General features: G+C 62.3%; 7 protein-coding genes and 1 pseudogene. 2 read left to right on the top strand and 6 right to left on the bottom strand.

What is annotated here, in order from left to right; genetic code table 11:
• Positions 1 to 670 precede the first annotated feature (670 nt).
• The 4 genes from RMO18_RS07645 to argB form a co-directional block, all read right to left on the bottom strand.
• The gene (locus RMO18_RS07645) at positions 671 to 1,174 is read right to left on the bottom strand and encodes a histidine phosphatase family protein (protein WP_309664983.1); all 504 of its coding nucleotides are present in this window, start codon (positions 1,172 to 1,174) and stop codon (positions 671 to 673) included.
• Entirely contained in the window at positions 1,171 to 1,830 is a 660-nt protein-coding gene (locus tag RMO18_RS07640) for a ferredoxin (RefSeq protein ID WP_405054028.1), read from the bottom strand. The genes RMO18_RS07645 and RMO18_RS07640 overlap by 4 nt, the downstream gene beginning before the upstream one ends.
• Positions 1,812 to 2,600 carry a sterol desaturase family protein gene (locus RMO18_RS07635; protein WP_309664980.1) on the bottom strand — a complete coding sequence of 263 codons (789 nt, stop codon included), beginning with the start codon at positions 2,598 to 2,600 and terminating at the stop codon, positions 1,812 to 1,814. Before RMO18_RS07635 ends, RMO18_RS07640 begins: the two co-directional genes overlap by 19 nt.
• A gap of 318 nt (positions 2,601 to 2,918) precedes the next feature.
• Positions 2,919 to 3,797 carry an acetylglutamate kinase gene (gene argB / locus RMO18_RS07630; protein ID WP_405054029.1) on the bottom strand — a complete coding sequence of 293 codons (879 nt, stop codon included), beginning with the start codon at positions 3,795 to 3,797 and terminating at the stop codon, positions 2,919 to 2,921.
• A 167-nt stretch (positions 3,798 to 3,964) separates the two neighbouring features.
• Here argB and RMO18_RS07625 point away from each other — a divergent pair, with 167 nt between their 5' ends.
• Entirely contained in the window at positions 3,965 to 4,696 is a 732-nt protein-coding gene (locus tag RMO18_RS07625; RefSeq protein ID WP_309664975.1) for an SDR family oxidoreductase, read from the top strand.
• 6 nt (positions 4,697 to 4,702) lie between these two features.
• Here RMO18_RS07625 and RMO18_RS07620 read toward each other — a convergent pair whose 3' ends face one another.
• Both RMO18_RS07620 and RMO18_RS07615 read right to left on the bottom strand, forming a co-directional pair.
• Positions 4,703 to 5,242, bottom strand: a complete 540-nt coding sequence (locus RMO18_RS07620) for a DUF3833 domain-containing protein (protein ID WP_309664973.1) — start codon at positions 5,240 to 5,242, stop codon at positions 4,703 to 4,705.
• Between the two features lie 60 nt (positions 5,243 to 5,302).
• Positions 5,303 to 6,247, bottom strand: a complete 945-nt coding sequence (locus tag RMO18_RS07615) for an alpha/beta hydrolase (protein WP_309664972.1) — start codon at positions 6,245 to 6,247, stop codon at positions 5,303 to 5,305.
• 117 nt (positions 6,248 to 6,364) lie between these two features.
• On the opposite strand from RMO18_RS07615, the pseudogene RMO18_RS07610 reads away from it, so the two are divergent.
• Positions 6,365 to 6,623 (top strand): annotated as a pseudogene (locus RMO18_RS07610) (tRNA 2-thiocytidine(32) synthetase TtcA); the annotation flags it as partial.

Here is a 6,623-nt window from a genome sequence, read left to right as displayed (position 1 = left end):
CGCCCCCATATTGGCTTTGCCCAAGAGCAAGAGGATACGATCCTGGAGATTGTGACCGAGTGGTTAGCGGGAATAGTTGAATGACCGCTCATGCCCAGATCGACCCCGCCACGATCCGCACTGCCATCCACCAGGCGCGCGATTCCGCCCGCCAGATCGGTGACCTGCAAGCCGCCAACGCCCGCACGATCCGGACCCTTGAAATGGCCCTTAACCAGTCGATTAAAGGGGTGTTGAACACCCCCTCAAATGTCCTGTCTGCGGTCGCCGAACACCGCCGCCTGCACCGGTCCGGCCAGCCGTCCCGCATAGCGTCCGACCCAGAGTTGCAAGCCTTCATCCGCCCCGGATTGACACGACGACCTTCGCCGATATCATCACTGCGACGGCCGCTGCCTTCCCCAAAGAACGCCACACAAGCATGTCTGCCCTCAGCCGATGGTGGTCAACCCGGCGCAACAGCGGCCAGCGCCAATCCCAGGATATCAGGTGATCCAAGATGATCCCGCTTCATCCGCCCTCAGACCGCCTCTTCCGGCCTAATTGGTAACACTCCGGGATAATTGGTTACACCACAGTGGACTGCGGTCAAACGTTAACGAAATCTGAACGCGGATCGGTAACCCATTGATTTATTGAAGGTGTACTTCTTGTCCACGCGTGGACAGGGTCAGACCACAATCTCTCGCGGCACCACGAAATCCACCGTGACCCCCTGCCCGAAGTCCACATCGGCCCAGCTGTCGACCAGAAAGTCGACCACGAGGGTCGCCCCAGTCGGATAGCGGGTGAAATCTGGCGAGGCCGGGGTATGGGCCACCAGCCTGTGGGCAAACTCGGCGATCCCCGGGTTGTGTCCGATCATCATCACCGCCGCCCCCGTCGCGTGCCGAAGGACCGCCATCATCACGTCCGGGCCAGCATGATACAGCGCCGGCTTCAGCTCCAGCACCGGGGTGCCGGGCAAGGCAGGGGCGATGCCGGAAAAGGTTTTGCGGGTCCGCAGGCTGTCGGAACACAGCACCTCGTCGGGCACATAGCCCCGGCTGGCCAGCCATTGCCCCAGATCGGCAGCGGCGGCTTTGCCCCGCTCGTTGAGGGGCCGGTCGTGGTCAGGGGTAAGCGGATCATCCCAGGAGGATTTTGCGTGGCGCGTCAGGATCAACCGCTTCATTTGTGGAACTGCCTCATGTGATAGGCCGACTGTTCCGGCATCCTTGCATAGGTCTGGGACAGCGGGCAAGCGCGCCGCACAGCGCAGCCCTGATCCATGCAGTCCTTGCCGGCGGCAGTGTCGAGATATGCGTGGCAGGCAGGGACATCGTACCCCGCACCGGTCAACGCGCGAACGGGGCAGGCGGTCAGGCAGGGTTGGGTGCAGGCGTCGCAAGGGCGCGGCGGCGGAGGCGGCAGATCCATCGACTGCTTCAACGCCAGAGCGCCACGAAAGCTGACCATGAGGCCTTGATCGGCGTGCACCAGCAGGCGCACCGGGCTGTCCCAGACCCGTTTGGTTCTGAGGGCCCATTGATAGAAGGGATGCCAGGGCGGGCCACCAAAGGGGAACAGGGCTTTGGCGCCGAGATCGCAAGCCAAGCGGCCGATCACCCGCCGTGACCAGCGGTCAACCGGATCGGGCGCGCCGTCCCATTCCGGCTGGGCCGTCACATGCGGCCAGTAGCCGGTACCTGCAGGGCCGATCATCAGCAGGGTGCGCGTTCCTGAGGGCAAAGCGGGCTCTTCGTCGCAGGCAAAGCCACCTAGAAGTGTTAGCTGATGTTCGACCAGCAACGCTTCGATATCGGTCAGGGTCAGCGGAACGGCAGCCACAGGCTCCATCCCAGTCTGGTCGGTCGTTCGTCCTGCCATTCCAGCCCAATCACCATTCCATCATGTCCTGCCTCTGGCATGGCACGATAGGTTCGGAAAAGCCTGTCCCAGAGCGACAGGGCAAAGCCGAAATTGCTGTCGTGTTCTTCGCGCCGGACCGAATGGTGGACCCGGTGCATGTCGGGCGTGACGATGACCAGACGCAGGATGGCGTCCAGCCAGCGGGGCAGGGCAAGGTTCGCGTGGTTGAAAAGCGCGGTGCCGTTCAGCAGGATCTCGAAGGCCAACACGGCAAAGGCAGGCGGCCCAAGCAGATAAATCAGGGTGATCTTCAAGGCCATCGATGCAGCGATTTCAATCGGATGAAAGCGGACGGCAGTGGTTACGTCAAAATCGCGATCAGCGTGGTGGACGCGGTGAAAACGCCAGAATAACGGTACCTTATGGGTAATCAGGTGCTGCAGCCAGATCGCGAAATCGAGGATCAGGATGGAGAGCAGAGCCTCGGCCCAGAACGGCCAGCTGACGGCGTTGAACAGGCCCCAGCCAAAGCGCCAGGCATCGACAGCGGCCCCCGCTGCGAGGAACGGCAGGGCTATGGCCATCGCTCGCAGGACCAGAGCGTCGATCCCCACCATGGCGAGGTTGGTGAACCAGCGGCCGGTCCGGGGGACGGAGCGGGCGCGGCGGGGGGCGAGGGTTTCCAGCACGGCAAACAGGGCGAAAAGGCCTGCGAAGAAAGAAAGGCGGATCAGGGCTTCGTTTGGCATGAGATACCTTTTCAAGACCGCGCTGAAAGCCTAGGCGGAACGGAAGCGGATTGCCAGCGCCGGATCGGAGCGGGGGAATGCCGCCGAGCCGGGACGGTGGAAACGTCGCGGCGGGAGGGAAGCAGGGCCTTTGACCGGACGGCACCGGCCTTTGCATTTACATGCTGAAATCAAGCCATTTTGGCCGTCTACCACACGTCTTCTTTGCGTCTTCTTTGCGTCTTCATCGCGTCTACACGCGCGGTAGACGAAAGGGCCGTTAACCAAGCCATGCGAATCGGGCGAACGGCGGCCCTGCCCATGGTCGCGCCGAAGGATCTAGCGGCGCAGGCGGGGCTTTACTCGTGGTTCGGTGGCGCGGATCTGGCTGCCGGCGCCATGGTCGGTGAACAATTCCAACAGGCAGGCATTGGGGATGCGCCCGTCAAGGATGGTGACGGCGCGCACGCCTTCCTCGATGGCCTTCAGGGCGGTTTCGGTTTTCGGGATCATGCCGCCAGCGATCACGCCATCCGCCGTCATCTGGCGGATCTCGTCTGGGGTAATCTGGGTCATCACCTGACCTTCGGCGTTCTTGACGCCCGCAACATCGGTCAACAACAGCAGCCGGTCAGCTTGCAGCGCCCCGGCGATTGCGCCAGCGGCCGTGTCGCCATTCACGTTGAACGTCTCGTTATCGGCCATGCCTGTGGCCACCGGGGCCACGACGGGAATGATCCCTGCGGCGTACAGGTCGCGCAGGACCTGCACGTTCATTTCGATCGGGCGGCCGACGAAGCCCAGTTCGGGGTCGTCCACCTCGCAGACCATCAGATCGTCGTCCTTGCCCGAAATGCCGACAGCGCGGCCTCCGGCATCCATGATCGCCTGCACGATCCGTTTGTTCACCAGACCCGAAAGGATCATTTCCACCACTTGCACGGTGGCCTTGTCGGTGACCCGTTTGCCGCGCACGAAGGTGGATTTGATGCCAAGTTTTTCCAGCATTTCGTTGATCATCGGGCCGCCACCGTGGACGACGACAGGGTTCACGCCGACCTGCCGCATCAGCACGATGTCGCGCGCGAATTCGGCCATCGCTGCGTCATCACCCATGGCGTTGCCACCGAATTTGACCACCACGACCGCCCCTGAATAGCGCTGCAGATAGGGCAGCGCCTCGGACAGCATCTTGGCGGTGTTGAGGGCATCTTGCATGGTCAGGGTCTGCTGCTTCATTGAGGGCCTCATGAGATGAGGTTTGGTAGCCCCTTTGACCGCGCCTGCCAAGACTGCGCTTACCAAGACTGCGCCTGCCAAGACGGCGATTGGCTTGCCATTTCCGACCATAAGGGTAAGGATTGTGGGGGCGAATGGAGGCAGGAATGGCGGAACAGAAGACGCTGGTGTTGACGGGCGCAAGCCGCGGCATCGGCCATGCCACGGTCAAGCGTTTTTCGGCCGAAGGTTGGCGGGTGCTGACCTGTTCGCGGCAACCGTTCGACACCCGCTGCCCCTGGCCGGGTGGCGAGGACAACCACATTCAGATTGATCTGGCCGACCCGAAAAAGACCATCGAAGCGATCGAGACGATCAAGGGCAAGGTCGGCGGGCGGATCCATGCGCTGGTCAACAATGCCGGGATCAGCCCGAAGGGCGACGGCGGCAAGCGGTTGAACACCCTTGAGACGGATCTGCGGACCTGGGGCCATGTGTTCCATGTGAACTTCTTTTCCAGCGTGATCCTGGCGCGGGGCCTGCAGGCGGAACTGGTGGCGACCAAGGGGTCTATCGTCAATGTCACGTCGATTGCCGGGGTCCGGGTGCATCCGTTCGCGGGGGCGGCCTATGCCACATCCAAGGCGGCGCTGGCCGCGCTGACGCGCGAGATGGCGCATGACTTCGGGCCGTTTGGCGTGCGGGTGAACGCAATTGCGCCGGGTGAGGTGGAGACAGCGATCCTGTCACCGGGCACCGACAAGATCGTCGAGAAATTGCCGCTTCGGCGGTTGGGCCAGCCGAAGGAAGTTGCGGACGTGATCTGGTTTCTGTGCTCGGACCAGTCGTCGTATATCTCGGGCACCGAGATCGAGGTGAACGGCGCGCAGCATGTGTAAGGCGGTTCAGTTCCGCTTTTCAAAGCTGATCGTGACATCGCCGGCATCGATGCCAAAGCGCTGCATGTAGGCGCGGTTCAACAGCCGATCATCGGACAAAAGCCACATCCAATCGTCAAAGCTTACCCGGACGGTCTTGGCGCTTCCATCAGCCGCGGGGACTGGCAGGTCGATGGTGTAGCGCCAGTTGAAGCGATCACCGCCCTCGACGCCCTCTGCAACGCCGATCACCCCTGGTGCCGTGCCGCGCCAAGTGTCGTCGCCGGTTTTCACCAGCGTCCAGATGCGTTGCTCGGCGGAGCCGTCCTCGTAAGCGAAATCCTCGACAAGGCGCAGGCGCTTGCCATCCCAATCACCTTTGATGGTTACGTCAAACCGGCGGCGAACGGTGCCAAAGACGTCCTGAAACTGGCCCTTGGCGGTAAGCGTGCCGTCAAAGAACTCCTCCAGGTTCAGTTTGCGGTCACTGAGGGCCGCATCGTTGAAGGATGGCTTGCCGGTGCAGGCGGCCATCAAGGCAAGGGCGGCGAGGGCAGGGACGCGCATCGAAATCTCCTTTCCCAAGTATACGCGGGAAAAGGTGGTTCGGATGTGCGCCAACCGCGATCAGGGGCGCAGGTACAGTTTGCCGTCCCGTTCAAGCCGGGTGGGTATCGAGGCACGGTCGATCTCGCCCTGAATGGTCAGGTGGATATCCTTCAGAACCTGCGGCGAAGAGAAGTAGAAGGAGTGGTCGGCGTTGGTGATGCCGGCAAAATCCTCGCGGTGTTCGTCGTAGTAGATGCCGACGTTGACGTTTACAGACTTTGAGGGGGCCGAGGCGGGCAGGCCGATGCGACCCACCCGGGGCGAGACGCCGACGCGCTTGGCGTTGGAGATGCTGAGCACCGCGTCATAGGGGTTGGAATAGTTCGTCAGCCGGATGCAGTGGCGGTAAAGCGATGCGCTGACCGCCGTTGACCCCATGGAATCGGCCGAGACATCGCCCGAGCAGATCATCACCTGCGACAGCGACCAGCCGGTGGTGACCAGCGCCTTGCGGTCATCCGCGTCATCCAGCGCCTCGCGCAGCACGAACGCACCCATCGAATGGGCCAGCACGTGGACCGAGATTTCGCAATCCTGCCGCAAGAAGGCGGTGAACGGCCCGATACCGTCGGTAACCAGCCGGATCGCGGTGAGTTTGGCATCGGTGCGGTCCTCGAGGTAGTTGACCGCCACATCGGCGGATGGCCAGTCAAAGCTGACCACCGCGCCCTTATAGTCCAACGCCTCCAACCCTTTGCGCAGCAGTCTGTGGCGGTGCAGGACGGTCCGCAGATTGGTGTTGAAGCCGTGAATGTAGATCAGCACGTCGCCGATCGGGGCGCCTGCCTCGGTGCGGCGGACTTCGGCGCTGGCGGCGACTTTTGCGAACCAGGTCGATTTGGCGATTGCCATGGCAGGGGTGTGGATCGCAGCGGTTTCCGGGACTTCAAGATATTTGGTGGGGCCAGCGTTGTCGCCAAACTGACCGCCCGAGGTATTCCTTGCGCAAAATACGTAGTCCATAGTCATCTCCCAAAAAAATCATTCAATACCCCAGCATAGCATTATCGCGACCGATCCCAAAGGGTTTGCCACTGTCCGCACCTCTGGCATAAGGGCAGCGAACCCGAGGAGACGATGATGCTGGACGACTGTGACGACATTCATCCCCTGTTCCATGGCGCGCCGACGACACCGGAGTTCGCCAAGCTGCGCAAACGGCTGGTCCAGCAGGTGCGCGAGGCGGTGGAGACCTATGGCATGGTGCAGCCCGGCGCGCGCTGGCTGGTCTGCCTGTCGGGGGGCAAGGACAGCTATACGCTGCTGGCCATCCTGCACGAGTTGAAATGGCGCGGGCTGTTGCCGGTGGATCTGTTGGCCTGCAACCTTGATCAGGGGC

Source organism: Tabrizicola sp. (assembly GCF_031377265.1).
Taxonomy (GTDB): Bacteria; Pseudomonadota; Alphaproteobacteria; order Rhodobacterales; family Rhodobacteraceae; genus JAUYQR01.
This window is presented reverse-complemented; position numbering and strand designations above follow the sequence as displayed.

Coding starts and splice junctions, on each gene's coding strand:
- RMO18_RS07645 (WP_309664983.1), bottom strand. CDS start 1,174: ATGAAGCGGTTGATCCTGACGCGCCACGCAAAATCCTCCTGGGATGAT.
- RMO18_RS07635 (WP_309664980.1), bottom strand. CDS start 2,600: ATGCCAAACGAAGCCCTGATCCGCCTTTCTTTCTTCGCAGGCCTTTTC.
- argB (WP_405054029.1), bottom strand. CDS start 3,797: ATGCAAGATGCCCTCAACACCGCCAAGATGCTGTCCGAGGCGCTGCCC.
- RMO18_RS07625 (WP_309664975.1), top strand. CDS start 3,965: ATGGCGGAACAGAAGACGCTGGTGTTGACGGGCGCAAGCCGCGGCATC.
- RMO18_RS07620 (WP_309664973.1), bottom strand. CDS start 5,242: ATGCGCGTCCCTGCCCTCGCCGCCCTTGCCTTGATGGCCGCCTGCACC.
- RMO18_RS07615 (WP_309664972.1), bottom strand. CDS start 6,247: ATGGACTACGTATTTTGCGCAAGGAATACCTCGGGCGGTCAGTTTGGC.